The organism is Kocuria sp. TGY1127_2 (genome assembly GCF_013394385.1).
Taxonomy (GTDB): Bacteria; Actinomycetota; Actinomycetes; order Actinomycetales; family Micrococcaceae; genus Rothia.
Genome location: NZ_AP022834.1, coordinates 2,608,346 through 2,633,921, shown reverse-complemented (window position 1 = coordinate 2,633,921; position 25,576 = coordinate 2,608,346). Strand labels below are relative to the sequence as shown.

Annotated in this window: 22 protein-coding genes; 18 read left to right on the top strand and 4 right to left on the bottom strand. The window is 61.4% G+C overall.

From position 1 onward, the window contains the following. Positions 1-54: 54 nt before the first annotated feature. The 3 genes from sake_RS11730 to nadE form a co-directional block, all read right to left on the bottom strand. Positions 55-756, bottom strand: coding sequence for a hypothetical protein (locus sake_RS11730; RefSeq protein WP_178946105.1), 702 nt, complete (start codon positions 754-756; stop codon positions 55-57). Between the two features lie 101 nt (positions 757-857). Beyond that, positions 858-2,633, bottom strand: a complete 1,776-nt coding sequence (locus sake_RS11725) for an AMP-binding protein (protein ID WP_178946104.1) — start codon at positions 2,631-2,633, stop codon at positions 858-860. Positions 2,634-2,879: 246 nt separating this feature from the next. Next, positions 2,880-3,701, bottom strand: coding sequence for an ammonia-dependent NAD(+) synthetase (gene nadE, locus sake_RS11720; RefSeq protein ID WP_178946103.1), 822 nt, complete (start codon positions 3,699-3,701; stop codon positions 2,880-2,882). Positions 3,702-3,852: 151 nt separating this feature from the next. On the opposite strand from nadE, the gene sake_RS11715 reads away from it, so the two are divergent. The 5 genes from sake_RS11715 to sake_RS11695 all read left to right on the top strand — a co-directional run bounded on the left by sake_RS11715 (position 3,853) and on the right by sake_RS11695 (position 10,020). Beyond that, positions 3,853-5,058 (top strand): acyl-CoA dehydrogenase family protein, encoded by a 1,206-nt coding sequence (locus tag sake_RS11715; protein WP_178946102.1) that lies wholly within the window; start codon positions 3,853-3,855, stop codon positions 5,056-5,058. A 60-nt stretch (positions 5,059-5,118) separates the two neighbouring features. Further along, the gene (locus tag sake_RS11710) at positions 5,119-5,883 is read left to right on the top strand and encodes an SDR family NAD(P)-dependent oxidoreductase (RefSeq protein ID WP_178946101.1); all 765 of its coding nucleotides are present in this window, start codon (positions 5,119-5,121) and stop codon (positions 5,881-5,883) included. 42 nt (positions 5,884-5,925) lie between these two features. Then, positions 5,926-7,080 (top strand): acetyl-CoA C-acetyltransferase, encoded by a 1,155-nt coding sequence (locus tag sake_RS11705; protein ID WP_129360353.1) that lies wholly within the window; start codon positions 5,926-5,928, stop codon positions 7,078-7,080. A gap of 10 nt (positions 7,081-7,090) precedes the next feature. Then, complete coding sequence (locus sake_RS11700; protein WP_178946100.1) at positions 7,091-8,665, top strand: fatty acyl-CoA synthetase; 1,575 nt, start codon at positions 7,091-7,093, stop codon at positions 8,663-8,665. Between the two features lie 155 nt (positions 8,666-8,820). Beyond that, positions 8,821-10,020, top strand: coding sequence for an acyl-CoA dehydrogenase family protein (locus tag sake_RS11695; protein WP_238147685.1), 1,200 nt, complete (start codon positions 8,821-8,823; stop codon positions 10,018-10,020). A gap of 72 nt (positions 10,021-10,092) precedes the next feature. Here the strand turns inward: sake_RS11695 and sake_RS11690 are convergent, their stop codons facing one another. Further along, positions 10,093-11,655, bottom strand: a complete 1,563-nt coding sequence (locus tag sake_RS11690; RefSeq protein ID WP_178946099.1) for an FMN-binding glutamate synthase family protein — start codon at positions 11,653-11,655, stop codon at positions 10,093-10,095. Between the two features lie 80 nt (positions 11,656-11,735). On the opposite strand from sake_RS11690, the gene sake_RS11685 reads away from it, so the two are divergent. The 13 genes from sake_RS11685 to purU all read left to right on the top strand — a co-directional run bounded on the left by sake_RS11685 (position 11,736) and on the right by purU (position 25,547). Continuing rightward, a complete protein-coding gene (locus sake_RS11685; protein WP_178946098.1) occupies positions 11,736-13,283 on the top strand; it encodes an anthranilate synthase component I family protein in 1,548 nt (515 codons plus the stop codon). 45 nt (positions 13,284-13,328) lie between these two features. Next, the gene (pyrE, locus tag sake_RS11680) at positions 13,329-13,913 is read left to right on the top strand and encodes an orotate phosphoribosyltransferase (protein WP_129360357.1); all 585 of its coding nucleotides are present in this window, start codon (positions 13,329-13,331) and stop codon (positions 13,911-13,913) included. An 83-nt stretch (positions 13,914-13,996) separates the two neighbouring features. Then, positions 13,997-14,632 carry a TrmH family RNA methyltransferase gene (locus sake_RS11675; protein ID WP_129360540.1) on the top strand — a complete coding sequence of 212 codons (636 nt, stop codon included), beginning with the start codon at positions 13,997-13,999 and terminating at the stop codon, positions 14,630-14,632. Positions 14,633-14,873: 241 nt separating this feature from the next. Next, positions 14,874-15,851, top strand: coding sequence for a hypothetical protein (locus tag sake_RS11670; protein ID WP_178946097.1), 978 nt, complete (start codon positions 14,874-14,876; stop codon positions 15,849-15,851). A gap of 92 nt (positions 15,852-15,943) precedes the next feature. Further along, positions 15,944-16,969 (top strand): hypothetical protein, encoded by a 1,026-nt coding sequence (locus tag sake_RS11665; RefSeq protein WP_178946096.1) that lies wholly within the window; start codon positions 15,944-15,946, stop codon positions 16,967-16,969. A 263-nt stretch (positions 16,970-17,232) separates the two neighbouring features. Beyond that, positions 17,233-18,258 (top strand): class II fructose-bisphosphate aldolase, encoded by a 1,026-nt coding sequence (gene fbaA, locus sake_RS11660; protein ID WP_129360360.1) that lies wholly within the window; start codon positions 17,233-17,235, stop codon positions 18,256-18,258. Positions 18,259-18,440: 182 nt separating this feature from the next. After that, positions 18,441-18,857 (top strand): DUF3151 domain-containing protein, encoded by a 417-nt coding sequence (locus sake_RS11655; RefSeq protein WP_178946337.1) that lies wholly within the window; start codon positions 18,441-18,443, stop codon positions 18,855-18,857. Positions 18,858-18,983: 126 nt separating this feature from the next. Further along, positions 18,984-20,078 (top strand): alanine dehydrogenase, encoded by a 1,095-nt coding sequence (ald, locus tag sake_RS11650; RefSeq protein WP_129360361.1) that lies wholly within the window; start codon positions 18,984-18,986, stop codon positions 20,076-20,078. A gap of 90 nt (positions 20,079-20,168) precedes the next feature. Further along, positions 20,169-20,726, top strand: a complete 558-nt coding sequence (locus tag sake_RS11645) for a DUF4870 domain-containing protein (RefSeq protein WP_178946095.1) — start codon at positions 20,169-20,171, stop codon at positions 20,724-20,726. A gap of 245 nt (positions 20,727-20,971) precedes the next feature. Beyond that, a complete protein-coding gene (locus sake_RS11640) occupies positions 20,972-22,261 on the top strand; it encodes an adenylosuccinate synthase (protein ID WP_178946094.1) in 1,290 nt (429 codons plus the stop codon). Positions 22,262-22,306: 45 nt separating this feature from the next. Further along, positions 22,307-23,287: a magnesium and cobalt transport protein CorA gene (locus tag sake_RS11635; RefSeq protein ID WP_129360364.1), complete on the top strand. Its 981-nt coding sequence runs from the start codon at positions 22,307-22,309 to the stop codon at positions 23,285-23,287. Positions 23,288-23,400: 113 nt separating this feature from the next. After that, positions 23,401-24,588: an acetyl-CoA C-acetyltransferase gene (locus sake_RS11630; RefSeq protein WP_256394838.1), complete on the top strand. Its 1,188-nt coding sequence runs from the start codon at positions 23,401-23,403 to the stop codon at positions 24,586-24,588. Between the two features lie 86 nt (positions 24,589-24,674). After that, positions 24,675-25,547, top strand: coding sequence for a formyltetrahydrofolate deformylase (gene purU / locus sake_RS11625; RefSeq protein ID WP_178946092.1), 873 nt, complete (start codon positions 24,675-24,677; stop codon positions 25,545-25,547). Positions 25,548-25,576: the final 29 nt, after the last annotated feature.

Below are 25,576 nucleotides of genomic sequence, written 5' to 3'. Positions count from 1 at the left end.
GCGCGCTTCAGTGCGCGCAGAATTGCGCCGGCCCAGGATGGACCGACGTCTGTTTCAGCTGAATGCGAGGTGGAGAGGCGGGCCTCGGACCGGATCCAAGGCTCGTGGTTTCCTCTGGGGAAGTGCCTCGGATGCGTCCGGGAAACCGGTAGGGGCAGGCTTGCGGCAAAGGGGAGCAACCCCCATCAGCCGAGCGACCCATGGCAGGATCAGGACCGCGAGGACCCACAGAGTGGCATCGACCGCACCCACGACGGCGGCTGCGAGCACTGTTCCGATCACGTGGGCCAGGAGCATCGGCATGGAACCGTTCCCCATGGTCATGGAGTCTGTGCCTCCGGAAAGCGCATGTCCCGAATGCATCATCCCGACGTGTGCTACCCCGGCCGCCTGGTGCATGTCCGTGCCACCGACGTGCGCCGAGCTGGTCCCGACGGGTGCTCCGCCGAGGATCGAAGTATGGTCTCCGGTGGAGATCGAGCCGATCATGAGAAGCCCGTGAACCGCGAGCTGGCCCAGCCCGAGGAGGGGCAAGCAGGCCACGAAACCCAGCGTGAAGCGTGTGAGGGCGAAAACCGCGCCGATCAAGGGGAGGGAGAGCGCGAGCGCGAGCCCCGAGCGGGGGATATGGCCACCGCCCAGCACGTGGGAGACCGAACCAAGCCAGAGACTGACCCCGACGATGAGCAGAGTGCGCGCGAGACGCCACCCAGTGGATCGACAATCCACGAGTCTCACGGTCTTTGTTGCGGTCACGTCACCAGGTTATACGTCCCCGACGCCCGCGAGGTGGCACTTGTGGGCGATGACAAGGCGACTTTCGATGCCACTGTGCCGCCTCGCGGTAGAGGGGAGGGTCAGGAGTTCTTCAGGCCAGGGAAGTCGCTCTCGCTGAATTCGTGGCCGTAACCCTGCGTCGTCGTGCGTTGACCGCGCGATGAATCGGTCAACTCGCCCTCCGGGCCGTGGAACGCGCGCTCGCGGGCACGGAGCTCGACGCGTCGAATCTTTCCGGAGACCGTCTTGGGGAGGTCGAAGAATTCCAAGCGTCGGATGCGCGCGTACGGAGCCAAATTGGCGCGACAATGCGCCAGGATCGATTCGGCCAATTCCGGGGTTGGTTCGTGTCCTGAATTCAGGACGACGTACGCCTTCGGCACGGCCAGACGCAAAGGATCGGGCGAAGGGACCACGGCGGCCTCGGCAACGGCACGATGTTCGATCACCACAGACTCCAACTCGAATGGCGAAAGCTTGTAGTCGCTTGCCTTGAAGACATCGTCGGCCCGCCCGACGTACGTGAAGTTGCCGCCCTCGTCCCTGCTCATGATGTCGCCCGTGTGGTACACGCCGTTCCGAAAGACCTCGTCGTTCTTGGCGGGATCGCCCTTGTACCGCACCATGAGTCCGACGGGGCGCGGCTCCGTGACGATGCAGACCTCGCCCTCACCGGTTCCTTCGACGACTTCATCCGAGACCGGGTCCACCAGAACGATGTCGAATCCCGGAAGGGGGCGTCCCACGGTACCGACCACGAGCTCCTGCCCCGGCGTGTTCGCGATCTGAACTGTCGTCTCGGTCTGACCGAATCCGTCTCGGATATCGACCCCCCACGCCTCGCGGACGCGGTTGATGACCTTGGGGTTGAGGGGCTCGCCGGCGGCCACGACCTTGCGCGGTGGCGTCTTCAAGGTCGAAAGGTCCGCCTGGATGAACATCCGCCAGACGGTTGGCGGAGCACAGAAACTCGTAATGCCCTCCGCATCCATGGTCTGCATGAGAGCTGCGGCATCGAAGCGCGAATAGTTGTAGATGAATACCGTGGCCTCGGCGATCCAGGGGGTGAAGATGTTGGACCAAGCGTGTTTGGCCCAGCCTGGGGATGCAACGTTGAGGTGGACGTCGCCGGGCTCGAGCCCAATCCAGTACATCGTGGACAAGTGCCCCACGGGATAGGACGCGTGGGTGTGCTCGACCAATTTGGCGCGCGACGTGGTTCCTGACGTGAAGTAGAGAAGCAGGGTCTCATCGGCTGGGGTCGGGGCGTCCGGTGTGAACTCGGTCGTCGCCTCGTGGCTCTCCTCATAGGCGTAATGGCCTCGCCCGGGTATCGCATTCTCGGTCTTGCCGCCTGTCTCGATCACCGAGAATTCCCCCGGAACCTCGGCGAATTTGGCCACGTTCCCTGAATTCGTGAGGATCCAGGACACGGATCCGCGAGCGACCCTTTCCTCGAGATCCTTGGGGCCGAGCATCGTCGTCGTCGGGAGGAGTACTACGCCCATTTTGATGCCCGCGAGCATGCTTTCCCACAGCTCGACCTGGTTGTCGAGCATGAGGATCATACGGTCGCCCCGTCGCACGCCGATCTCGCTCATCCAGTTGGCCACCTGGCTCGACCGGTCGGACATCTCCCGATACGTCAGTCGTTGGGACGAGCCATCCTGCTCGACGACGACGAGCGCGTTCTGGTCCGCGCGTTCCGGAGTCGCTGCAACCGCGTCGAACCAGTCCAGGGCAAAGTTGAAGTGCTCGAACCGAGGCCACTGGAATTCTTTTCGAGCTTCGCGATAATCCTCGCGCAATTCGACAAGGCGGTCTCTGGCCTGGCGGAACTGATCGGTGACGGTCATATGGCCTCCCTCTGATTCGGCTATTGCCTCACGCCACTGTGAGGCAACTCACGTTGTTACACAGTAGCCCAGGGGTGGGCTCGGCAAAAGCTCGAACAGCTTTAAGTCGCGCTGCCACTTTTTATTCGGATGTGCAGGACCTGCTGACCACCGACCACACCGTGAATGCAGCCCTCGCGGTCGGGCCGCAGCTGGAGACATTCCGTCCGGCAGGGTGGTGCCTCCTGTGACCGGATGTCCAGCGTCCTATTTCCACCAGGGGTCGAGGATCGTGACCGGCGTCGTGCGCTTGTGCCGCGTGCGGAGGAAACGGGATTCCAGGGCTTCGGCCTGATCGTCGTGGATCTCTTGTCCCTCCAGGAAGTCGTCGATGACGTCGTACGTGACTCCGAGTTCTTCCTCATCGTGGCGTCCGGGAGTCGAATCCAGAAGATCGGCCGTAGGCGCCTTGGCCCAGAGTCGCTCGTCGGCGCCGAGGTATTGCAGCATTTGGCGATTCTGGCGTTTGTTGAGGCCATAGAGCGGGAGGATGTCGGCGCCGCCATCGCCGAATTTGGTGAAGAATCCGGTGATCGACTCGGCCGCATGGTCGGTTCCGACGACGAGCAGATTCCGCTCGCCGGCCAGGGCGTATTGGGCGATCATGCGCATTCGTGCCTTGACGTTACCCTTGTTGAAATCGGAAATTTCACGGCCGGTGGTCCGGAGGAACTCTTCCTCGATTCCGCTCGTTCCCGGTTCGACGTCGAAGGCCCAGTTGGTTCGGGGTCGGATGAATTTCAGGGCGAGCTGGGCATCTTCTTCGTCGGCCTGGGTGCGGTACGGCAATCTGACCGCGACGAAGTCGGCCTCGATTCCTTCCTCGGACAGCTTGTCCACGGCAAGCTGACAGAGTCTGCCAGCCAACGACGAGTCGACGCCCCCGCTGATGCCCAGGACGAAGCCGTTCGTGTGGGATTCCTTGAGATAGTCGCACAGGAAATCGACGCGAAGTCTGACCTCCTCGGCGGGTTCGATCCGGGGCTTGACGCCCATTTCTTCGATGATCTGAGCCTGTAATTCGCGCATGCGCCCATGATAGACGCCCGACATTTCAGCAATATTGCGGATGGTTCCTCATTGGCTGGGACATTCAAGTCCAGGTCCGGTATGGTCACGAATAACTGTGATTCACGCCATATTTTGCGGGTCTCATGGTCTCCCACGAGGAAGGGCAAACATGTCAGATCTACCTGGAACCGCTTCCGCGGATGGGCGCTTTACCGAGCTCCCCCATCCCGACGGCGACCTTCTGGACGTGCGTACGTTGCTCAATGAAGAGGAACGTGCGTCATACGACAACATTCGAAAGTACTTGCAGGAAACGATCCGTCCCCAGAGCATCGACTACTGGAACCGCGAAGAATTCGCCTTCGATCTGCTCCCTGGGCTCGCCGAGCTGGGGCTCGGAGAGCTCGAGCTATCGGATACCACTTGGCTGTACAGGGGCCTCGTTTATGCCGAGATGGCCCGCGCCGATGTGTCGCTCTCGGCTCTCGTCGGTATTCACAATGAATTGATCGTCGGAATGATCAACCAATTGGGGTCCGACGAACAACGCGAGAAGTGGTTGCCGAAATTGCGTCGCTTCGAAGCCATCGGTGCATTCGCGCTGACCGAACCCGAACATGGCTCGGACATCGCTGGCGGAATACAGACTACGGCCACACGTGTCGGCGACGAATGGGTCATTCGCGGCAGCAAGCGCTGGATCGGGGCGGGAACGATCGCCGACTTCGCACTGGTCTGGGCTCGTGACACGGCCGACCATCAGTTCAAGGCTTTCTTGGTCGAGGCGGAACGGCCGGGATACACCGCCAAAAAAATCGCGAACAAGATCGGCCTGCGCATCATGCAGAACGCCGATATCGAGCTGGACGACGTCCACGTACCCGCCGAGAATCACCTGCCCCTTACCGTGGATTTCGCGAGCGTCAACGAGATGCTCAGGAACTCCCGGGTATGGGTCGGATGGCAAAGCTACGGATTGCAGATGGCTGCCTTCGATGTCGCCCGCTCCTACGCGCTGAACCGTGAGCAATTCGGGCGACCGCTCGCCAAATTCCAGCTCATTCAGCAGTCGCTCTCCGAGATTGCCGGCAACGCCCACGCGACTCTCGGGCTCATGATTCAAGTGGCTCGTGAACAACAGGCAGGCGCTCTGCAGATGATGCACGCAGCCTTGGGCAAATCCACGGGCACGCGTCTGACCCGAGAATCGGTGGCCAAAACCCGCGCGCTTCTGGGAGGCAACGGCGTAACCAGCGATTTCGAGGCCGGCAAGATCTTCTGCGACGCCGAAATTCTTTACACGTACGAAGGAACATACGAGATCAACTCGCTCATTGTGGGTCGCGCGATCACGGGCGTCTCCGCATTCGTGTAAGCGAGTCCCCAGGACCGGCGGCCGGGATCCGCGGCCGCATCCATCATTCAAGGAGGACAAATGGACGTCAATGGAATTTCTGCGATCGTCACGGGCGGTGCGTCCGGATTGGGCCACGAAACCGCGCGGGCCCTGGTCGACAAGGGCGCACATGTCTACGTTTTCGATCTGGGGCAATCCATAGAGAAAGCCGAAAGGCTCGATGGCCTTACCTACGTCGAGGTCGATGTGACGGACCCGGATTCGGTGAGAACCGGCGTCGAACAGGCCGTGAACGGTGGCACCGGGCCGCTTCGCGTTGCCGTCAACTGTGCAGGGATCGGAAATGCGGGTCGCGTACTCGGTAAGAACGGGGTTCACGACTTCAAGGCATACACGGCCGTGATCACGGTCAATCTTATCGGCACCTTCCAGGTCTTGGCGCTCGCGGCCGAGGCCATCGCGAAAACCGAGCCCGTGGACGAGGACGGCCAGCGCGGCGTCATCATCAACACCGCGTCGGTGGCCGCTTACGAGGGACAGATCGGCCAAGCGGCCTACGCCTCCTCCAAGGGCGGCGTCGTCGGACTGACTCTCCCCGCAGCAAGAGACCTGGCCAGCAAGGGTATCCGTGTGAACACGATTGCCCCCGGAATCGTCGATACGCCCATGATGGCCGGAATCGACCCGAATTTCCGGACATCCCTGGAGAAGTCGGTGCCGTTCCCACACCGCTTGGCGAAGCCAGTCGAGTACGCCGAACTGGCCTTGGACATCATCGGTCACGACTACCTCAACGGCCAGGTGACCCGCATGGACGGCGCAATCCGCATGGCACCCAAGTAAATCCCGGACCCCGATATCGAAACTCCATCACAAGGAGCACATATGCCTGAGGCTTACATCGTCGACGCCATCCGTACGCCCGTTGGGCGCCGAAAAGGCGGACTCGCCTCGACCCACCCAGTGGATCTCGCGGCCGTTCCCATCCGAGCGGCCTTGGAACGCACGGGGGTCGACTCGGAAGAGTTCGATGAAATCATTCTCGGCTGCATCGACCAGGTCGGCCCTCAGGCGTTCGACATCGCCCGCACTTCGTGGCTCGCTGCCGGTGGGTCTGAGGCCGTCCCGGGTACGACGATCGACCGTCAATGCGGTTCAGGCCAACAAGCCGTTCACTACGCCGCTCAGGCAGTGATGTCCGGTACGAGTGACCTGGTTCTTGCCGGCGGGATCCAATCGATGAGTTCGATCCCCCTCGGATGGGCGAATACCGCAACAAACCAACTCGGGTTTCCGAATCCTTTTGCGGGTTCCGAGGAGTGGGGCAAGCGTTACGGAGACCAGGAGATCTCCCAGTTCCGCGGCGTCGAGCTCATGGCCGAGAGGTGGGGGTTCACCCGGGACGATGTGGAAACCTTTGCCGCCGAATCCCACCGACGCGCCATTGCGGCATGGGAAGCCGGGGTCTTCGACGAGGAGATCGTCCCGGTAAGCGATGTCGTCCGCGACGAAGGTCCTCGCGAGCCGAATCGAGCCAAGATGTCCGAGCTTGACCCCATCGTTCCGGGAGGCATCCACACGGCAGCCTCCGCTTCGCAGGTCTCCGACGGGGCTGCCGCTGTGGTCATCGCTTCGGCCAATGCGGTCGAGAAATTCGGGCTGAACCCACGAGCGAGGATCCATCACCTGTCGGCCCGTGGCGATGATCCCGTACAAATGCTGACCGCGCCGATTCGCGCGACGAGACGCGCACTCGAACGGTCAGGGATGACCCTCGAGGACATGGACGCGATCGAGATCAACGAGGCTTTCGCCGGGGTGGTTCTGGCCTGGGCACGAGAGCTTGAACCGGATATGGCCAAGGTCAATCGGCGGGGAGGAGCCATTGCTTTGGGCCACCCCATTGGCGCCACGGGAGCCCGCCTCATGACGACGCTGCTTCACACGTTGGAGCAGACCGGCGGACGATTCGGTCTCCAGACCATGTGCGAAGGCGGAGGGCAGGCCAACGTGACCATCATCGAGCGATGGGGTGAATGAGATGAAGGCAATGCCGGAAGTCAGTACGTTTGAGCAGGTCCGTGCCGCGCGAGAAGAGAGCATCGACGCCGCTCTCGCCCGAAGCGCCGCCCGGTCGGACCTGCACATCGCCCTGAAATTCGAAGGCCGCGAATGGTCCTACCGGGACTTCGACGCCGCGGTCACGGCCGCCGCCCGGATACTGCGGTCCCAAGGATTCGACGAAGGGGCACGGATCGCGTTCTACGGCAAGAACTCCGACGCGTTCCTGATCGGCTTCTTCGCCACGTTGCGGGCAGGATACGTCCACGTGCCCGTGAACTTCGCCCTCACGGGCAACGAGCTCGCACATATCCTGAAGGACAGCGGAGCCTCCGCGGTATTCACGGATCCCGGGCTACGGGAGACAGCGGAGAGAGTTCTGGGCGACGTCCCAGCTGAGTCCGTCCAACCGCTCTTCGGGGAGCCCGGTGCGTTGCTGGAACGAGTCATGGAAGACTTCCCGGACGAATTCGGCACAAACGGCGCGCGGCCCGAACCTCTCGGCACGCCTGTCCAATCCGGTGGCGACGTCGCCCAATTGCTGTACACCTCCGGAACCACATCCAAACCCAAGGGTGCCGTTCACAGCCACAATAGTCTGAGGGCCCAATACGAGTCCTGCATCACGGTCCTTTCCCTCGGCCCCGAGGACGCGCCCCTCATCGCGATGCCTCTCTACCACTCTGCCGCGCTCCACGTTTTCGCGGTTCCGTACCTGCTGATGGGTGCGACCGTGCGCCTTCTGGAGAAACCGGATATTCCGGAGATCCTCGAGCGCGTCGAGAAAGAGAAAATCGGTTCACTCTTCTTGGCACCCACGGTGTGGGTCCCGCTCGCAAACCACCCTGATGTGGACCGGCGCGACTTGTCGAGCTTGCGCAAAGCGCAGTACGGAGCATCGATCATGCCGGTCGCGGTGTTGGAGAAATTGCGCTCGCGGTACCCGGGGATCGGGTTCTACAACTGTTTCGGACAATCCGAATTGGGGCCACTGACCTGCGTCCTCAAACCCGAAGAACACGACCAGCGCCCGGCGTCGTGTGGAAAGCCCGTCCACAACGTCAGGGTGCGGATCATGACCGCCGACGGTCTGCGTGCCCGAGTCGGCGAACCCGGCGAAATCCAGTATCGGGGGCCCCAGGTCTGCATGGGTTACTGGAACATGCCCGAGGCCACGGACGAAGCCTTCGAGGGCGGTTGGTTCCACTCGGGTGACCAAGTGGTCATGGACGACGCCGGGTACATCGAGGTCGTGGACCGAATCAAGGACGTCATTAATACCGGTGGGATATTGGTTGCGTCCCGAGAAATCGAGGACGTGATCTACCGGTATGAAGGCGTCGCCGAGGTGGCGGTTGTGGGAGTCCCCGACGAGCGTTGGATCGAAGCCGTCACTGCTTTCATCGTCCCGCGGGAAGGGGCGTCGTTGGACCAAGCCGAGGTGATCGCTCACGCCAAGGAGCATCTCGCGCCGTTCAAAGTACCCAAACGCATCGAAGTCGTCGCGGAACTGCCCCGTAACCAATCGGGAAAGATCCTCAAGAGAGACCTGCGTTCCGTCTAGTGGCGCAGGGGTTCGGAGTCCGGTGTGCCGCTGGCGAGCCGGTAGACTGTGAGCCGAGTTACTGACCTGACGCCCGTGGCCCTTCACCGACGAAGAGGACCGGTCGGCGTCGAGCCACACGGGACAGAGAATCCAACAACCCTGAAGGAGGGACCGTGAACGCGGTAAACCCTGAGATTTCCTACGATCTGACCGAGCCCGTCGACACGGATTATCTGGATGTGTTTTCCGATGCGACCGACGAAGACCGCAAAGCATGGAATGTGGCCCGGCAGTACGGGCGGGAAATTCTTCCGCTGGTCAATGGATACTGGGACCGTGCGGAATACCCTCTGGACCTGGTACGTCGAATCGGGGAGCTCGACCTCATGACCGATGGTCTGGATGTACCCGGCCACCGGAAGCTCTCACCGTTGGCGGCCGGTCTGGTGACGATGGAACTGTCCCGATGGGATGGTTCCATGGCCACGGCCGTTGCTGTCCAAGGCGGGTTGGCTCTGCGCTCCATTGCCTTGTTCGGCTCCGAGGACCAGAAGAAGAAATACCTTGACCCGCTGGCGGACGCGAGTTTGCTGGGATCTTTCGCCCTGACCGAACCAGACCACGGATCGGACTCCGTGTCCTTGGAAACCCGGGCAGTCAAGGACGGCGACGAATACGTCATCACCGGTGAGAAGAAATGGATCGGCAACGGTGCCTCGGGTGGCATCACAGTGGTTTGGGCGCGCGACGAGGAGAACAACGTACGCGGTTTCATCGTGGACCAGGAATCCGAGGGCTACGACGCCGAGGTGATCGAAGGCAAAGGCACCCTGCGAGCCATCTACCAGGCCCGCATCAGCCTCAACGACGTGAGAGTTCCGGCAGAGAATCTCCTTCCGGGGGTCAAGAACTTCAAGGACGTTTCCGTGGTCCTCGTGCAGACCCGTGTCGGGGTTGCCTGGTCCGCATTGGGCCACGCGATCAGCGCATACGAGACCGCCCTGCACTACAGCCAGCAGCGCATCCAGTTCGGAAAGCCGCTCGCGAAGTTCCAGATGATTCAGGAACGCTTGGTCGAAATGCTCTCCGAGATCACGGACATGCAGCTCATGGCGGCGCGGATCGCCAAGCTCCAGGAAGCAGGGACCCTGAGGGACCAACAAGCAAGCTTGTTCAAAGTCCACAACACCACGAAAGCGCGGAAGGTTCTCGCTACCGCACGCGACATGCTGGGCGGCAACGGCGTGCTCCTGGAAAACCACGTGATCCGCCACATGTTCGACATCGAGGGTGTTCACACATACGAGGGAACCGAGAACATCCAGCGACTCATTGTCGGTCGCGACATCACGGGGCAATCCGCCTTCGCATAAAGGACACCGCGAGAAGGGCCCGGTCCAGTCTGAAACCGGGCCCTTCTCGCCGACTCGGGGCAGTCGGGAGGGTCAGTTCGCTCGAGTGTGGTGGTGCCTCGCGACCATGAAGCTATCCGGGTCTGCGCGGTTCCATTTTTCCATCCAGTCTTCGGGGGCGGTTCCGTCGAGGAGAGAATTCGTCTCCAGCCAGGTGTACATCCGTTTGTAGGACGAGGAACTCGTGGAGTCGATGCGGTGCATGATGTGTTCAGGTCCGAGATCGCGGAATGTGTGAAGTCCCATCGAGGCGATGATTCGCATCGCTGAATTCATGGTGCCGATATGGAAATTCTTGACGCGTTCGCCTTTGTCGCCGACGTCGATTCCCCGCGCCAGCCGAGGATCCTGTGTCGCGACCCCGGAGGGGCACCTGTTGGTGTTGCACTTCTGCGCCTGAATGCACCCGGTGGCCATCATCATGCCTCGGGCGCTGTTGGTGAAGTCCGCGCCCAAGGCCATGCGCCGGACGATATCGGCACCACCGACGACCTTCCCGGAAGCTCCCAATGCGACCTTCTCTCGCAGCCCAACACCGACGAGGGCGTTGTTGACGCTGATCAGGCCTTCGGTCAGCGGCATTCCGACGGCGTCCTCGAACTCGACGGGGGCCGCACCCGTACCGCCTTCCGAACCGTCGACCGTGATCCAGTCGGGGGTTATCCGTGTTTCCAACATCGCCTTGCACAAAGCAAGGATCTCGATCCGTGATCCCGCGCAGAATTTAATGCCCACGGGCTTGCCGTTCGCCGCCTTGCGTACGCGAGCGACGAACTCCAAAAGTTCTCGGGGAGTATCGAATTCGGGGTGAGCGGCAGGGCTGACGCACGTTTGTCCCTCGGGCACTCCACGTGCGTCCGCGATCTCACGGGTGACCTTGTCGCCAGGAAGGACACCGCCCAGGCCGGGCTTCGCCCCCTGACTGAGTTTGATCAGGATCCCCTTAATCTCTGGCTTGGCGGCCTTGTGGGCGAAGACTTCGTCGTCGAACCGGCCGTCCTTGGTGCGGCAGCCGAAATATCCGGAACCGAATTCCCAAATGATGTCACCACCGTATTTGAGATGGTATTCGGTGAGCCCGCCTTCCCCTGTTTCTTGGGAAAACCCGCCGAGGGACGCCCCCTTGTTCATGGCCATGACCGCATTCGCGGACAATGCGCCGAAGCTCATGGAAGAAATATTGAACAGAGAAATATCGTAAGGCTGGGTGCAGTCCGGTCCACCGAGACGCTGGCGTGGTTCTTCCTTCATGGGATCGACTGGGGCCATGGTGTGGAGGATGAAATCGTGGCCCGGCCGCAGCACCTTGCGCTCGGTGCCGAAGGCTTGTTCGCCTCCCAACCCCTTGGAGCGCTCGTAGATCATGGTCCGGGTGTCACGGTCGAAGGGACGCCCGTCGTAGTTGTTCTCGATGAAATACTGCTGAATCTCCGGGCGGATGAATTCCATGAAATAGCGGGCGTGCCCCAGGACGGGGAAATTTCGCAGGATGGTGTGCTTTTTCTGGAGCACATCGTGCGCGGCGACTCCGAGCAACCCGGCGGCCCCTGAGAGCCCTACGGACGCGGCAATGCGTTTAGCTGAAAAGGCCATCATCACTCCCTTTGCAATGCAATGTGTGCGACCTCCAGCCTAGACCCGAAAAGGGGAGAAGTCGGCGTGGAAGAATGTAACTTATGCTCTCGCACAGGTTTCCTTGCGGTGTGGATGCCCACGGTCGGACCCTCTGGGCATCGCAGTCCGCGTTCACTGAGGTGGATGTCAGCCTCGCAGACCTCTTTCATCGGCTTCTTGACTGCCTTGACCATGAGAACGGTGCCGAAATGCGCTATGCGGCATGGCTCGATTCGGCCTCTGCACGGAAGCCTGGAGGGGCGCCATCCCGCTGGAGCGTCTTGGTATTCCCGAGCGAGGTTCTCCGATACGAGCAGGCGGGCTCGCCAGACCCCCGGGTGCACCATCTGGGCCCCGATGCCCATACCGAAGAGCCCGTGAGCGGGACGATTCTCGATGTCCTGGAAGAGCGGCTCAAATGCTCGACCCCGTCCGGTGCATCCGGATCGGCTCCGCCCCGGAACGCAGACTCGCGCATCCCGGCTTTTGCCCGATCCTTGGTCGGTGCGTGGTTCGGTTACTTCGGGTACGAGGTGAAAGCCGACCTCGATTCCCCGAACGAGTACTCGGCAGAGACCCCCGACGCAGTGTGGATGAAGGCCACCCGACTTGTCCTCGTTGATCATGACGCTGAAGAGGTTTGGGTCCTTGGCGACTCGGTGTGGCTGGACCTCGTTTCGAGGGCTGAGGAATCGCTGCCGTCGATAACGGCGACACAGGATTCGGCGATCCCGAAACCTGGGTTTGCCTGCCCGGAGCGCGAGGAATACATCTGCGCCGTCCGGGAAGCCCTGGGCGAGATCCGCGATGGGAATTCCTATGAAGTGTGTCTGACCGCGGAAGCCGGGGGAATCGTCGAAGCGCCGTTTGGGCTCGATGAAGCGCTTGCCTTGTACCGGCAGCAGCGTCAGGCGAACCCGGCCCCATATGCCGCATTTCTGTGGTGCGACGACATCGCGGTGCTGTCCTCGAGTCCTGAGCGGTTCCTGTCCGTCGCCAGCGACGGCTGGTGCGAAACCAAACCGATCAAAGGCACGACACCGCGTTGCGACGATGCCGAAAAGGACTCCCGCGCCGCGAGAGCTCTGGCAGTGGATCCGAAGACTCGCGCCGAGAACCTCATGATCGTGGATCTCCTGCGCAATGATTTCTCGCGCGTCTGTGATCCGGCGACGATCCAGGTTCCGGTTTTAATGGGTGTCGAAAGCTACGCGACCGTACACCAGCTCGTGTCGACGATTCGAGGGCGACTGTTACCTGGGCGTTCCGCGCTCGACCTGGTGCGTTCCTGCTTCCCAGGAGGCTCCATGACGGGCGCACCGAAGCCGCGCACCATGAAGATCATCGAGCGCTTGGAGGGGCGTGCCCGTGGGGTGTATTCCGGGGCCTTGGGATATCTTTCCCCAACCGGGGAAGCTGACCTGTCCATCGTGATCCGTACGCTCGTGCTCAGCGCGGAGACGCAATCGAGGACGCGAATCAGCGTGAGTGCCGGTGGGGCCATCGTTGCCGATTCCGATCCGGAAGCGGAGTACGAGGAGATGCTGGCCAAACTCAGAGCTCCGTTTCGGGAGGCGAGCTCGCTCCCAAAGAGCGTATCCACAGCGTGATGCTCGATCGCCTCGAATCGCCGGCCCACCACGTAGAATGACGTCATGACTTCCGATCTTTCCACCGCTCTGTCCATCGAGGCCGCCCGCGAGAGGCTCCGTGATCTCATCATCGAGCTCGCCGTGGTGCGCGGCAAGGTAACGTTGGCTTCCGGCCTTGAGGCCGATTACTACGTCGACTTGCGTCGAGTGACCCTGCACCATGAGGCGTCGCGCTTGGTGGGGCAGGTCATGTTGGATCTTCTGGATCGAAATAACATCGATTTCGACGCAGCGGGCGGTCTGACCATGGGTGCGGATCCCGTGGGACACGCGATTATGCGAACCGCGGGGGACCAGGACCGGGCCATCGATACCTTCGTGGTTCGCAAGGCCCAGAAGTCCTACGGTATGGGCCGTCAGGTCGAGGGCCCTGAGGTCAAGGGGAAGAACGTCGTCGTCCTCGAAGACACTTCGACCACGGGTGGCTCGGCACTGACCGCCGTCGAGGCATTGCGGGAAGCCGGGGCCAACGTCGTGGCAGTGGCCATCATCGTGGACCGCGCGACCGGCGCCAAAGAACGCATCGAGGAGAGCGCATCCGTCCCGTGCCTCTACGCCTTCTCCAAGTCGGAACTCGGCCTGGACTAGGGGTGGGATCGGAACACGACGCCGCTTCGCGGCCCGAAGAATGTGTAGCCTCGGAAGCAGCGGGCACCGAGGTCCCCACGCCGGTGACGGACGGTGCGGCGGCCGAGCATGTTGTCGGAGTCGGCCCGTGGCAAGGGGAATTGCCGGAGGGGGATCACTGGGATCCCGAACTTCTCCGCGAGGGCGACCGCCGGAACGTCACCGACGAATACCGTTATTGGACCATGGACGCGATTATCGCGGACCTGGACTCCAAACGGCATTCTTTCCACGTGGCCATCGAAAATTGGCAACACGATCTCAATATCGGTTCCGTGGTTCGAACAGCAAACGCTTTTCTTGCCCGGGAAGTCCACATCATCGGACGAAAACGGTGGAATCGACGCGGCGCAATGGTCACGGATCGATATCAGCATGTTCGGCACCATGTCACCGTGGAATCGTTCATTGAATGGGCCCAATCCGAGGGGCTGACCGTCATCGGTATCGACAATTTCCCGGATTCTCGGAAGTTAGAAACCTATGACCTTCCGCGAGATTGCGTCCTGGTTTTCGGGCAGGAAGGCCCGGGGATCAGCCAGGAGATGAAAGACGCAGCGGTGGATACTTTGTCGATCGAGCAGTTCGGTTCGACGAGATCCATCAATGCGTCGGCGGCCGCGGCCGTTGCAATGCATTCGTGGATTCGCCGTCACGTATTTGACCAACGCGTGATCTGATAACCAAGAAATCTGTCATTCCAATTCTTCTGAACTGTTTTCGGCCGATTCCCAAGGGTTATTGAAATGTTATGTAGTTTCTTGTGGATTGAGATCAAACGGTAACCCAAATCTCTTTTTCTCTTCATATGCTCAATGTGTGAGCAACGGATTCCCCGAAATCTTCTCAAAGATTCGACGGAACAGGGGCTCAGGTCAGGAATCTTTCCTGGCACGGTTGACCTGAAGGAGCGGAAGAGTCATGAATTTCTCGCACCAGAAGCAAATGTCTCCTCTCATCGCGGCTGCGGCAGCGGCTGCCCTGGGTTTCGGAACTCTCGTCGGGGCTTCCTCGCCCGCTCAAGCGGCCTGGCCGCCGGACGAAACGCCGTGCGATTCGGGTCCCACAACGGGTGATCCGTCGCTGTCCGAGGACAGCCCATGGAAACAGGCCCATGGAACGGCCCCGATACCCTTTAGTGGACTTCCGGCTGCAGGAGGACCTACCGGGGCGGTAACCCAGACGGAGCCGGGCGGTGTCCGGCTCGAACTCGAGGCTTCGCTACCCGCTGCCGTGGGTCTGGGTCCTGCGCCCGATGGCGCCTACAAGGTGACGATCGGCAATGGGGTCTGCGGAACGGAACTCACCGCCCAATCGAGCGGCGGCATCCTGGACATCAGCCAAGGTGAGCAGCTGATCGAATCGGCTCACGGTCAGCTCATGGTCCAGGTCAAGGGGCCCCTCAATCCCGACCCGGGGACCAACGAGCAGCATCGTTTTCTGGACTCCCATGATCAACCGGCCGATCAACCGCATTTGGCCGAGGGCGGCGTTGTCTATGACTCGAACCACCTCGTGGTTCCGGCGGATACCGCAGGAGACAGCGTGCGCAATAAATCCACCGGGTTGCCGGTCCACGACGCCGGAACGGATGACATTCCGGTGACCGCAGAAACACCCATTCCCCATCCGAACATGGCCAACATTCGGGTCAACGCTACGTACCGGGATGCCGAAACGGGTGAGGCCGTCGTGGTCCCGGACGTCGCATATCTGGGCAGGAACATCCATGGTGAGTTGAGCATCCAACAAGGTCAGCTCAAGGATCTCCCCTCAGGGCGTTACCGCTTTTCCTTCACCGACGAAGCCGGCAACTATCACCAGGTCTACGTGATGCTTGCTGACGCGAATCACCAGGAACGCCCTGGCGAATCACCGCTCTACGACGATCCCTCCTGAGGTCGCGTTGTTGAATTCTGGGGCCTGACCTCATCACGTCAGGTCACAGGACGAACGGGCAGTAATCCCGACACATCGAAGGATGAGAAAACATGCAGAATCACATGAATCCTCTGACCGACTTGGTCCAGATGACCTCCTCGACCGCGGCAGTCATGGCCTTGGGTGCCGGCACCGCTCTGGGCGTGGGTGCGGCGGTTCCGGCACTCGCTGAGTCTCCCGACGCCTCTCAGCAGGCGCCGTCGGCCGGGCCGGCGTCCGGATCTGCTGCGGGAACCGAATCTGCAGGCACGGCAGAGCAACCACCCACAGACAACGACGGCCCGTGGAAAGACGAACACGGTACGGCCCCGACCGGGTACACCTTGCGGGCGGGCACCGGCTCGACCATGACACTCGCCCAGCAGCAAGGTCTGGGGTCGACAGACTTCAAACTTTTCAAATACCCCAGGGAAGGCCAAAAACCCGAATCGGCACCTGACGGTCTGTATCGGGCCAAGATCGGCGACGGTGTGCACGGTGAAGAATTGGTGGTCGACTCGAAGGGAGGCATGGTCGACTTGAGTGGGAGCACGATGCTCGACAACACCAAGGGTCAGCAAATGATTCAGTTCGAAGGCCCCCTCAACCCGGACGGTCTGGAAGGTGGTCAGCCACCCTTCCTGGGAGATCACGGTCAACCGAACGATATACCGCAGCTGGCCTACGGAGACGTGTACGGCGCTGAGGCCACCCTTGCGATCCTTCGAGACCAGCAGTCCCTGGCCAATGCCGGTCCTGCTCATCTGCATACACAACCCATCGGGCTGGACTCCGTGACGTTCCTGCCCGAGAGCACCTACGCCCTTCCGGATGGTGACCAGCCTAAGGTTGACGTGACCTATCGTGACGGAGCAACCGGAAAGCCGGTCACCGTGCCTACCGAAGCCCATTTCCAGAAGGATGACAAAGGGCAGGTTCAGTTGAAGGGCGGAATTCTCGCGGACCTCCCTTCGGGGCGATACACGTTCTCCTTCACAGATCGCGACGGAACTCCCATCCAGTTCTTTGCGATGTTCGGCGATCCGGATCGTCCGGTCAACGGCGCGGACGAAGCGCTCTATGCCGATCCGTTCTGACACCGTGTCCCGCGACGTGCCCCGTGACCCGGTGGTTGCGGGGCACCGCCATGAGCATGCCCCCTCTCCCGGACGGACGAGGGCCGCAGTAAGGGTGGGTTTCTGTGGCTTAACTTGGGAAATTGTGGGGAATTCTCCCTTCTGCTTCAGATGTGTCTTGTTAGACTAAAAGCAGGTTTGTGGAGGGCCTGGGTGACCGGGTTCCTTCAGCTATCAGGGGTCGACACGGCGTCGGCCCGATCTTCCGTTACAAAGGAGTCAGCATGCCCATCGCAACCCCGGACGCTTATGCGGAAATGCTTGATAAGGCCAAGGCCAAAGGCTTTGCCTACCCCGCCATCAACGTGACCTCTTCTCAGACGCTCAACGCCGCGATCCGCGGCTTCGCAGAGGCCGGGTCGGACGGAATCATCCAGGTTTCCACCGGTGGCGCTGCGTACTGGTCAGGCTCCAGCAAGAAGGACATGGTGGCCGGTTCGCTCGCATTCGCTGCGTTTGCTCGCGAGGTTGCCAAGCAGTACGACGTCAACATCGCGCTGCACACCGATCACTGCCCCAAGGACAAGCTGGACGGCTTCGTTCTGCCATTGCTCAAGGAATCCGAGGACGCGGTCGCACGTGGCGAGGACCCGATCTTCAACTCGCACATGTGGGACGGCTCGGCCATCGAGCTCGAGGAGAACCTGCGCATCGGCGCGGACCTCATCAAGCGTACCGGCAAGGCGCACATCGTACTCGAGGTCGAGATCGGTGCCGTTGGTGGCGAAGAAGACGGTGTGGTCGGTGAAATAAACGACACCCTGTACACCAGTACGGAAGACGCCCTCAAGACCATCGAAGCGCTCGGGGAAAACGGGGAAAAGGGCCGTTACATCACGGCTCTGACCTTCGGCAACGTTCACGGCGTGTACAAGCCGGGCAATGTGAAACTGCGTCCCGAGCTGCTCCAGCAGATCCAGCAGGAAGTAGGCGAGAAGCTCGGTAAGGAGCGCCCCTTCGACCTGGTCTTCCACGGTGGTTCCGGCTCGAGCGAACAGGAAATCGCCGACGCGGTTTCCTACGGTGTCATCAAGATGAACGTGGACACCGACACCCAGTACGCGTTCACCCGACCCGTTGCTGGACACATGCTGTCCAACTACGAGGGCGTTCTGAAGATCGACGGCGAAGTCGGCAACAAGAAGCTCTACGATCCCCGCACCTGGGGAGCCAAGGCCGAAGACGGCATGTCCGCCCGCGTGGTGGAAGCATGCGAGCACCTCGGCTCGGCGGGCACCGCGATCAAGTAGACGCCCCAGCGGCCGCAGGTCGCTGCCGCGTCGACAAGCCAAAAGCGCATCGGTTTCACAGCGATTCCGGTGCGCTTTCGGCTTTCTGTCTCGCGCACGACGTCCGCACTGTGCGGTCGGCTTCCCGCATGCTGATCCCGGTACAGTGGGAGGAGCTGCGAATGACCACGAAAGGATCCGCTATGTCCCTAGCCGGCAAGAATCTTTTGGACGGGCCCGAGCCCACCTACCTCGACGACGAACCCGAGCTGCGTGCGCGCATCGATGCCGGTGACGAGGGAGAAGACCTCGCCCGTGCATTCCCCAAGTCATCATTGGCATGGGCAGTCCTCGCGCAGGATGCTCTCGACTCCGGATACGTGGTTGAGGGTTATGCCTATGCCCGAGTCGGGTACCACCGGGGCTTGGATGCATTGCGCGGCCACGGGTGGAAAGGACACGGTCCGATCCCGTTCTCGCACGAGCCGAATCGTGGGTTCCTGAAGTCCCTATATCTGTTGGGCCGTGCAGCGTCGGCAATCGGGGAGGACGACGAGGCCGAGCGCATCGCCCAATTCCTCGACGACTCCGACCCGGAAGCCGCAGCCCAGCTCGCCTAGCGGGGACGGATCCCCGGAACTCTGGGCCACACATGGGTGATAGTCGCGGTGGGAAGCGTCATAATTGATCGAGGGCGATGACAAAGAGGTCATCGATCCCTGTGATCGAAAGGAACGACGAAAAAAATGCGTATTGGCGTGCCTACTGAGATTAAGCCGAGCGAGCGCCGAATCGGGATGACCCCCGATGGCGTACATGCTGTCGTCGACGCCGGACACGAGGTATTCGTCCAAGACGGTGCCGGAACCGGTGCTGGCTTCGGCAACGCGGAATACCTCGCGGCGGGAGCGCAGCTCGGCACTCAGGAAGAGGTCTGGGAAAAGGCCGAACTCTTGGTCAAGGTCAAAGAGCCCATCGAATCGGAGTACAGCTTTCTTCGCGAGGACTTGACCGTTTTCACCTACCTCCACCTCGCCGCAGACCGAGCACTGACCGAGTCACTCCTCAAGAACAGGACCCGTGCCATCGCGTACGAGACCGTGCGCGAGGGCCGATCTCTTCCTCTGCTGACCCCGATGTCCGAGATCGCCGGTCGACTAGCTGCTCAAGCGGCTGCCCAGTATTCCCTGCACACCGAGGGAGGGGCCGGTATTCTCCTGGGAGGAACCCCGGGCGTGACCCCGGCTCGCGTCGTGATCCTGGGCGGCGGCATGGTCGGAACCCAAGCCGCGTTGTTGGCCGTCGGTCTGAGGGCCGAGGTCACCATCCTCGATGCCTATCTGCCGCGCGTCCGCGAGCTCACGGACTACTTCGGCAATTCTGCCCGCGTGATTGCGAGCAACCCGCGCAACATCGAACGCGAACTGGAACAGGCCGACGTCGTCATCGGCTCGGTTCTTGTCCCGGGTGCTGCTGCCCCGAAGCTGGTCCGCCGGGAGCATCTCAAACTTCTCAAGCCGGGATCATTGCTCATCGACGTGGCGATCGACCAGGGCGGTTGCTTCGAGACGTCGCATCCGACCACCTACGATGATCCGGTTTTCGAGGTTGATGGTATTCGGCACTATTGCGTCGCCAACATGCCGGGCGCCGTTCCGCGGACGGCCACCGCCTCGTTGACCAACGCGACCCTGCCGTTCATTCTGCAGTTGGCTCAAGGGATCGACGACGCCCTCGAGCGGTCCGCGGCTTTGGCCGCCGGTCTCAATACGGACGCGGGAGAGATCGTCTTCCGGGGCGTGGCCGATGCCTTCCCGGATCTGCCGGCCCGCCGGGGGTAGGCCTCGGCCGCAATAATGGCGTCGACGTCACGAAAAATGGCCCATACAGTAGGTGTGTAGTTACATCGCCCGAAAAGCAACGGAGACACCATGACGAATCAGCCTCCCCACGCGCCTGAGCCACCGGACGGGGGCTCGTGGAACGGGTCGGCCTCATCGGCCGGACAGCCGGGACAGCCAGGCCCGACCGGAAACCCCGGGCAGCCAGGCTTTCAGGGCAGTCCGGGTGGCCCCGGTCCTGGGCCGCAGGACCGATCCTTCGATGCCTACGGGAATCGCATTCCATCCGACGCTCGGACGATGGCAGTGCTCTCGCACTTGTCCACACTCGTCATCCTCCTGATTTCCGCCGGTTGGTTGAGCATTCTCGGACCGTTGGTCTTCTGGTTCATCTACAAGGACAAGCCCGGCTACCAATTTGTGCGCGTCTCGTCTGCAGAAGCGTTCAATTTCAATGCCTTGGTGTGGATCGTCAACATTGCCGCGTGGATCCTCGTCATCGTGACCTTCGGGGTCGGCATTGTCATCGCCCTTCCCGTATGGGTCGTCGTCAACGTCGTCGCGTTCGTCTGCCACATCATTGGGGCGGTCAAAGCGAATAAGGGCGAGATCTATCGCTATCCCATGAAGATCTCGATCCTCAGCTAAGAGGGGTCCGTTCGTCACGGATCCAACTTGGCCATGTCGGCGCCGCCTGGTATTCCGCAGTTCTCGGTCGCGGGCCGAGAAGGTACCGGGCGGCGCCTTCATCTCGAAAAATACTGTCCGAGCGAGTATGCGACCGACTGCAGCAGGTATCCTGGACTGTGGCTTTGCGAGGCGCTCATGTCCCGCGTGCCTTTCGCCGCCGTGAAACCCGGTTGGTGACCTGTCAACAGGAGTGGATTTTCCAAATGCCAGCAATCGTAATCGTCGGCGCCCAGTGGGGCGATGAGGGCAAAGGCAAAGCTACCGACCTCCTCGGCGGCCGCGTCGACTACGTCGTCAAGCCGAATGGCGGAAACAACGCTGGCCACACCGTCGTCGTCGGCGGGGAGAAGTTCGAACTCAAATTGCTGCCCGCTGGAATCCTGAGTCCTAACGCGACGCCGGTGATCGGAAATGGCGTGGTCGTCAATCCCGAGGCTCTCTTCGAGGAAATCGACGGCCTTCAAGCTCGCGGGGCGGATACGTCCAAATTGCGGATTTCCGCGAATGCTCACCTCGTGGCGCCGTTCCATCAGACCATGGACAAGGTGACCGAACGTTTCTTGGGCAAGCGCGCGATCGGAACGACGGGACGCGGCATCGGCCCCGCCTACATGGACAAGATCGGTCGCTTGGGCATCCGCGTTCAAGACATCATGGATGAGTCGATCCTTCGGCAGAAGGTCGAGGGGTCCCTCCGCCAGAAGAATGAGCTTCTGGTCAAGGTCTACAACCGGCACCATGTGGAAGTCGATGAGATCGTCGATTACTTCATGTCATTCGCTCAGCGGCTCGAACCGATGATCGTGGATTCCACGCTGGTTCTGAACAACGCGCTCGACGAGGGCAAAACCTTACTCATGGAGGGCGGCCAGGCTACCTTCCTGGATGTCGACCACGGGACATACCCCTTCGTGACCTCGTCGAATCCCACAGCCGGCGGTGCATCGGTGGGCTCCGGTGTGGGCCCGACCCGAATCTCACGAGTGATCGGCATTCAGAAGGCCTATACGACCCGTGTGGGTGCCGGGCCATTCCCGACCGAGCTCTTTGACGAGTGGGGCGAATTCCTTCAAAAGACCGGTGGCGAGTTCGGTGTGAATACCGGCCGTCCTCGCCGGTGCGGCTGGTACGACGCGGTTCTGGCCCGGCAAGCGGTCCGTATCAACGGGCTCACCGACCTCTTCCTCACCAAGATGGACGTTCTGACCGGACTCGAGCAAATTCCCGTCTGCGTGGCCTACGACGTCGATGGGGTGCGGCACGACGAGATTCCGATGACGCAAACCGAATTCCACCATGCCAAACCGATCTACGAGTACTTCGACGGATGGACCGAGGACATCTCTCAAGCACAGTCTCTGGACGACCTTCCGGAGAACGCACGGAAGTACGTCGAAAAACTCGAAGAACTCTCGGGATGCCGTATCTCTGCGATCGGCGTCGGGCCGGGGCGTGAGAACACGATCGTCGTTCGTGATCTCATCGATGAGTGAAGCACCGTCAAGAACGAGCAGTGACCACGGATAGACGGGCTCAGCATGGCGTATCTTCTTCACACTCTCATTGATTCGAGCGAACAAACTCATCCGCAGGATTCGGCGGAGGACGCCATCGCAGCGTTGTCCACCTCTCCTGGCTCGAGCGCATGTTTGGTGGTCGAGGATCCTTCGGACGAGGAGCTGAAACGTCTGGCGGAGTCCCTCGATCTTCACCCCCTCGCGGTCGAGGATGCCTCGCACGGACATCAACGGCCGAAACTGGAGCGATACGGTGAGGCGCTCTTCCTGGCGGTTCATCCGATCTCGTATACGGACAGGACCGAGAAGCTGTCGATCGGTGAAATTCACGCTTTCATCGGGCCCAATTACTTTCTGGTGACCATACCGGAAGGTGGGGCCTCCCAGCTGGTCCTGAACCAGATGCGTCGAGCGTTCAAACGCCAGCACCTGGAGCCGCACAATCCGCAGACTTTGCTGTATTTCCTGCTCGACGGCGTTGTCGACGAGTACGAACCGATCCTGATGGACCTCGAAGAAGACCTGGACGAGATCGAGGAGGATCTTTTCACGGGAAGCAATTCCTCCCAGCGCATTTACGAACTTTTCAAAGAAGTCGTGAAATTCCAGCGGGGCACGCGCCCGCTGAGTTACTTGCTGGATCTGTTGATGCGCGGTGCCGAGAAGTATGAGACCCCGAAGCAGCTCCATCCGCATTTCCGCGACGTCAAGGACCACGTGCTGCGAGCACTGGAACACCTGGACAGCCTCCGCTCCGCCTTGCAGAACGCGCTCACCGTGGACTCCACGCTGGTGGGCCAACGGCAGAACGACGCCATGAAGAGGCTCTCGAGCTGGGCCGCGATTCTGGCGGTCCCCACCGTCATCGCGGGGATTTACGGCATGAACTTTGAGGTCATGCCGGAACTGAAATGGACCGTGGGCTACCCCTTGGTCCTGGGACTGATGGCCCTGATTTGCGGGACCCTATATCTGGTCTTCAAGAAGAAGAACTGGATGTAGCCGGACTTCGAGACAGTGTCTCGGACTTGTGCTTCATGAATATCCGCCGGGCTCGCGCCCTGTCGTACCATGAGGTGGTGCAACGCGCCCGTGCCGATCGAAGGAGTTCTTCCGTGTCCCATCTCAATGACGTCGTGATTGTGGGCGGCGCTCGCACTCCGCAGGGAAAAATTATGGGACAACTCGCGGGGCTCACGGCCGTGGACCTTGGGGCTCACGCGATCGCCGCGTCCCTCGAACGTTCCGGGGTGTCCGCGGAGCAGGTGGACCAGGTTTTCATGGGGCACGTGGTCCAGGCCGGTTGCGGACAGAACCCGGCGAAATCCTCGGCGCTGGAAGCGGGAATTTCACGGAATGTTCCAGCCATGACCCTCAACAAGGTCTGCCTTTCGGGTCTCGCTGCCGTGACCGAGGCCGCTCGGCTGATTCGTTTGGGGGAGGCCGACGTCGTGGTGGCCGGAGGCCAAGAATCCATGTCCTCAGCGCCGCACGTGGCCCCCGGGGTACGGGCAGGGAAATCGTACGGGGACCTTCGGCTTGTCGACGCCGTGGCGCGTGACGGGCTCACGGACGCACAGGACGGTCGCTCGATGGGTGCGATGACCGAAGAGGACAACGTGCCTCGCGGCATCGGACGTGAGGAGCAGGATGAGATCGCGGCCGCTTCGCATCGCCGAGCGGGTGAGGCCGCGGCATCGGGGATTCTGGGCGAAGAGATCGCACCGCTGAGAATTCCCCAGCGCAAGGGCGAACCCGTGACGGTGGATTCGGACCAGGGCATCCGCCCCGACTCCACGACCGAAACTTTGGGCAAGCTGCGCCCTGCTTTTGCCCACAACGGCACGATTACTGCCGGAAACTCCTCGCCGCTGTCCGACGGTGCCGCGGCGCTGATCGTGACATCCAAGACGTTCGCAGAGGATCACGGACTCGAATGGCTTGCCGAGGTCGGGGCAGCCGGCCAAACGGCGGGCCCTGATGGCGCCCTGCATTCTCAACCGTCCCAGGCGACCCAGGCCGCCTTGGACAAGGGCGGTTGGACGGCTCAGGATCTCGATTTCTGGGAGATCAACGAGGCCTTTGCCGCGGTCGCTCTGCAGTCCGGTCGCGACCTGAACATCGACCAGGAGAAGATCAATATTCACGGGGGCGCGATTGCGCTGGGTCACCCGATCGGTGCTTCCGGCGCGCGGCTGGCCTTGCACGCGGCCTACGAGCTGAAGCGCCGGAATGGCGGCAAGGCCGCCGTCTCGCTGTGCGGCGGCGGTGGGCAGGGCGAGGCCCTGTTGCTGTTCCGGTAGAAACCACGTGAATGCGCCCGGACCAGCACTCGGTGCCGGTCCGGGCCATGTGCGTTTCCTCGATCCTTAAGAAGCACGGAGATTTTATGACACATCGTATTGACCGTCTGGCGGACCAGGGCTGCCTCGTCGTCAAGGGACCCGACCGTCCGGGGATCGTCGGAGCCGTGGCTACCGCGATAGCACGCAACGGCGGGAACATTCTGCAGAGCGACCAGTTCACGAGTATTGACCAGGCTCCGATCTTCTACCAGCGGACGGTCTTTCACAAAGAGAACTTTTCCGAGTCGATCCCGGAGATAGAGTCCGACCTGCAGGAAACTCTGCTTTCCGTGGGGCTCGAATGGCAACTGATTGACCGCTCCAAGCCCAAACGGATGATCGTTCTAGCACCGAAATCGGACCATTGCCTGCTCGACCTCCTGTGGCGTCAGCAGCGCGGTGAACTTCCGGTCGAGATCCCCATGGTCATATCGAATCATCCAGACCTGCGCGAGGAGGTCGAATACTTCGGCATTCCGTTCCATCACGTTCCCTCCCAGGGCTCGGACAAGTCGGTCGCCGAGGCACAGATCATGGAGCTCGTGAGTGGGAAAGCCGACTTCATGGTCCTGGCCAGGTACATGCAGATTCTGTCCGAGGACTTCCTGCGGCGGATCGATGTGCCGATTATCAACATCCATCACTCGTTCCTGCCCGCTTTCGTCGGCACCGGTCCTTACCGCATGGCCTGGGAACGCGGGGTCAAACTCATCGGGGCCACGGCACACTACGTCACTCCGGAGCTCGACGCTGGGCCCATCATCGAACAGGACGTCACGCGGGTGGACCACACGTTTTCGCCTGCGGATCTGCAGAAACACGGAGCGTACGTGGAAAGAGCGACTTTGTCCCGAGCCGTCCAAGCCCATGCGGAAGACCGCGTCTTCTGGCACGGGAACCACGCGATCGTGTTCTAGGGAGGACCTCCCCAAGGAATCGGGGCGTT

Coding starts and splice junctions, on each gene's coding strand:
- sake_RS11705 (WP_129360353.1), top strand. CDS start 5,926: ATGCCTGAGGCTTACATCGTCGACGCCATCCGTACGCCCGTTGGGCGC.
- sake_RS11640 (WP_178946094.1), top strand. CDS start 20,972: ATGCCAGCAATCGTAATCGTCGGCGCCCAGTGGGGCGATGAGGGCAAA.
- sake_RS11635 (WP_129360364.1), top strand. CDS start 22,307: ATGGCGTATCTTCTTCACACTCTCATTGATTCGAGCGAACAAACTCAT.
- sake_RS11670 (WP_178946097.1), top strand. CDS start 14,874: ATGAATTTCTCGCACCAGAAGCAAATGTCTCCTCTCATCGCGGCTGCG.
- sake_RS11665 (WP_178946096.1), top strand. CDS start 15,944: ATGCAGAATCACATGAATCCTCTGACCGACTTGGTCCAGATGACCTCC.
- ald (WP_129360361.1), top strand. CDS start 18,984: ATGCGTATTGGCGTGCCTACTGAGATTAAGCCGAGCGAGCGCCGAATC.
- sake_RS11645 (WP_178946095.1), top strand. CDS start 20,169: ATGACGAATCAGCCTCCCCACGCGCCTGAGCCACCGGACGGGGGCTCG.
- sake_RS11700 (WP_178946100.1), top strand. CDS start 7,091: ATGCCGGAAGTCAGTACGTTTGAGCAGGTCCGTGCCGCGCGAGAAGAG.
- nadE (WP_178946103.1), bottom strand. CDS start 3,701: ATGCGCGAATTACAGGCTCAGATCATCGAAGAAATGGGCGTCAAGCCC.
- sake_RS11725 (WP_178946104.1), bottom strand. CDS start 2,633: ATGACCGTCACCGATCAGTTCCGCCAGGCCAGAGACCGCCTTGTCGAA.
- sake_RS11690 (WP_178946099.1), bottom strand. CDS start 11,655: ATGATGGCCTTTTCAGCTAAACGCATTGCCGCGTCCGTAGGGCTCTCA.
- sake_RS11655 (WP_178946337.1), top strand. CDS start 18,441: ATGTCCCTAGCCGGCAAGAATCTTTTGGACGGGCCCGAGCCCACCTAC.
- purU (WP_178946092.1), top strand. CDS start 24,675: ATGACACATCGTATTGACCGTCTGGCGGACCAGGGCTGCCTCGTCGTC.
- sake_RS11685 (WP_178946098.1), top strand. CDS start 11,736: ATGCTCTCGCACAGGTTTCCTTGCGGTGTGGATGCCCACGGTCGGACC.
- sake_RS11715 (WP_178946102.1), top strand. CDS start 3,853: ATGTCAGATCTACCTGGAACCGCTTCCGCGGATGGGCGCTTTACCGAG.
- pyrE (WP_129360357.1), top strand. CDS start 13,329: ATGACTTCCGATCTTTCCACCGCTCTGTCCATCGAGGCCGCCCGCGAG.
- sake_RS11710 (WP_178946101.1), top strand. CDS start 5,119: ATGGACGTCAATGGAATTTCTGCGATCGTCACGGGCGGTGCGTCCGGA.
- fbaA (WP_129360360.1), top strand. CDS start 17,233: ATGCCCATCGCAACCCCGGACGCTTATGCGGAAATGCTTGATAAGGCC.